Source organism: Catenulispora pinisilvae (assembly GCF_015356865.1).
Classification (GTDB): domain Bacteria; phylum Actinomycetota; class Actinomycetes; order Streptomycetales; family Catenulisporaceae; genus Catenulispora; species Catenulispora pinisilvae.
The window spans coordinates 1-1,637 of the sequence record NZ_JAAFZA010000487.1 but is presented as its reverse complement, the minus strand read 5'-3'; the positions used below and the strand labels follow the sequence as shown (position 1 = coordinate 1,637).

The 1,637-nt window shown below is 68.5% G+C and carries 1 protein-coding gene and 1 pseudogene; one reads left to right on the top strand and one right to left on the bottom strand.

The annotated features are described in order from the left end of the window. Nucleotides 1–576 precede the first annotated feature (576 nt). Nucleotides 577–1,263 carry a YoaK family protein gene (locus tag IZR01_RS49070; protein ID WP_323746798.1) on the bottom strand — a complete coding sequence of 229 codons (687 nt, stop codon included), beginning with the start codon at nt 1,261–1,263 and terminating at the stop codon, nt 577–579. A 90-nt stretch (nt 1,264–1,353) separates the two neighbouring features. On the opposite strand from IZR01_RS49070, the pseudogene IZR01_RS54950 reads away from it, so the two are divergent. Continuing rightward, nucleotides 1,354–1,637: pseudogene (locus IZR01_RS54950) on the top strand (hypothetical protein); the annotation flags it as partial.

Here is a 1,637-nt window from a genome sequence, read left to right as displayed (position 1 = left end):
CTACAGTGCCGGTGGCCGGGAGTCAAGTTCGCGCTATCAAAACCGCAGCTTGCAGGCCCGACCGCAACGGCGCGGACTTTACTCCCGGACACCGGTGCTGTACCCCTTGGGGCTGACGACGCGACCGAGGGGAACGAACCGCACCACCTCACAAACCGCCGCCGCAGGGCCCTGAGGTGACCACCCTATGGAACCGCGCCAGTTCCCCGAGGGAGCCGAGAGCCCCCGCCGGAGGCGCCGGGCTCTTCATCACAGCTCTTGATCTTGACCTTGCTGTTGATCTTGATCTGGTTCTTGATCTGGTTCTTGATCTGGCTGTTGATCTGCTCTTGTTCCGACTTGCCGGAGTTGAAGAGGCCTGAGGCGGGGCGGGGTCGTGAACGCGGAAACCGGCAGCCGACGAACACACCCGTCGACCCGAACCCCGAACCGGCCCAACCATGACCGAAGGCCGTAAAAAGCTTTGAAACCCACAACCCAACCGCAACCCAAAACCCAGAATCCACCACACGACAAATCCGAACCCCAAACAACCCCAACGCCGCCGCGCCACTCACTCCGCCAGCCCAACCCCACTCACTCCATCAGCGCAAGCCCGCACGCGACCACCAGCAACGCCAGCGCCAGCCCCAGCGCGGCGCTGATGCTCTGGTGCAGCACCAGCAGGCCGCCGCAGAGGGCGCCGAGGAAGATGCAGCCGAGTGAGAGCAGGCGGCGCATGGTCGGTTTGCCGAAGGGGTCGGCGGCGATGCCGGTGACGGTCATGGTCAGGACCGTGGTGGTCAGGTCGGGGACCGCGAGTCTGCGGACCACCGCGTTCTGGACGCCGAAGCCGAAAGCCAGGATCGCGGTGAGCTGGGCGTGGGTGGAGGTTTTGGTGTCGTCTTCGAGGGCGGCCAGTAGGAGGGCCACTGTGACGAAGGCGGCGTGTGCCGCCACCGCGTTGGCCAGGCGGTGGTGGTCGTCGTCGCCGGGGGTGGCGCGGGCCAGGCGGGTCTCGGTGAAGGCGCCGGCGGCGAAGCAGGCGATGGCCAGGCAGGGGGCCCAGACGGTCAGGCCCTTGGCGCCGGCCAGGGCGAAGCCGAGGAAGACCACGTTGCCGGTCATGTTGGCCACGAAGATGTGGCCCAGGGCCAGGTAGCTGACGGCGTCCACGGTGCCGGTGACGAGGGTGGCGACGATCAGCGGGCCGGGCAGGACGCCGTGCTTGGCGGCGCCGCCGTCGTAGAGGCGGTCGGACAGGCGCAGGAGAGCGGCTTTCACGGAGGTGATTAGACCAGATGCCTGGCATCCGAAGCGCCGGTCTGGGGCGTGTTCCGTTCAGGAGCGGCCGGGGCGGGTAGGGGTCAGAGCGTGACGAAAGGAACGGACAGCTTCGCCTTCCCCTCTGGCGGGACCGTCGTGGAGCTCGCATCCAGTGCCGAATGCCCGCCCGAGATCCGCGAGCGGGCCCTGCGCGCGCTGGCGGCCCGGGCCCGGGACGCCGCGGACGCCCGGCTGCTGATGGAGGCCCTGGGCCTGGTGGCGACGCCACCGCGGGTCCGGCCCACGCGGCGCCGGGGTCGCTCCGTCATCCGATCGGTCGGCAGCGGAGGTGACGGATCGGAACCGGAGCTGTCTCTTATACACATCTCCGC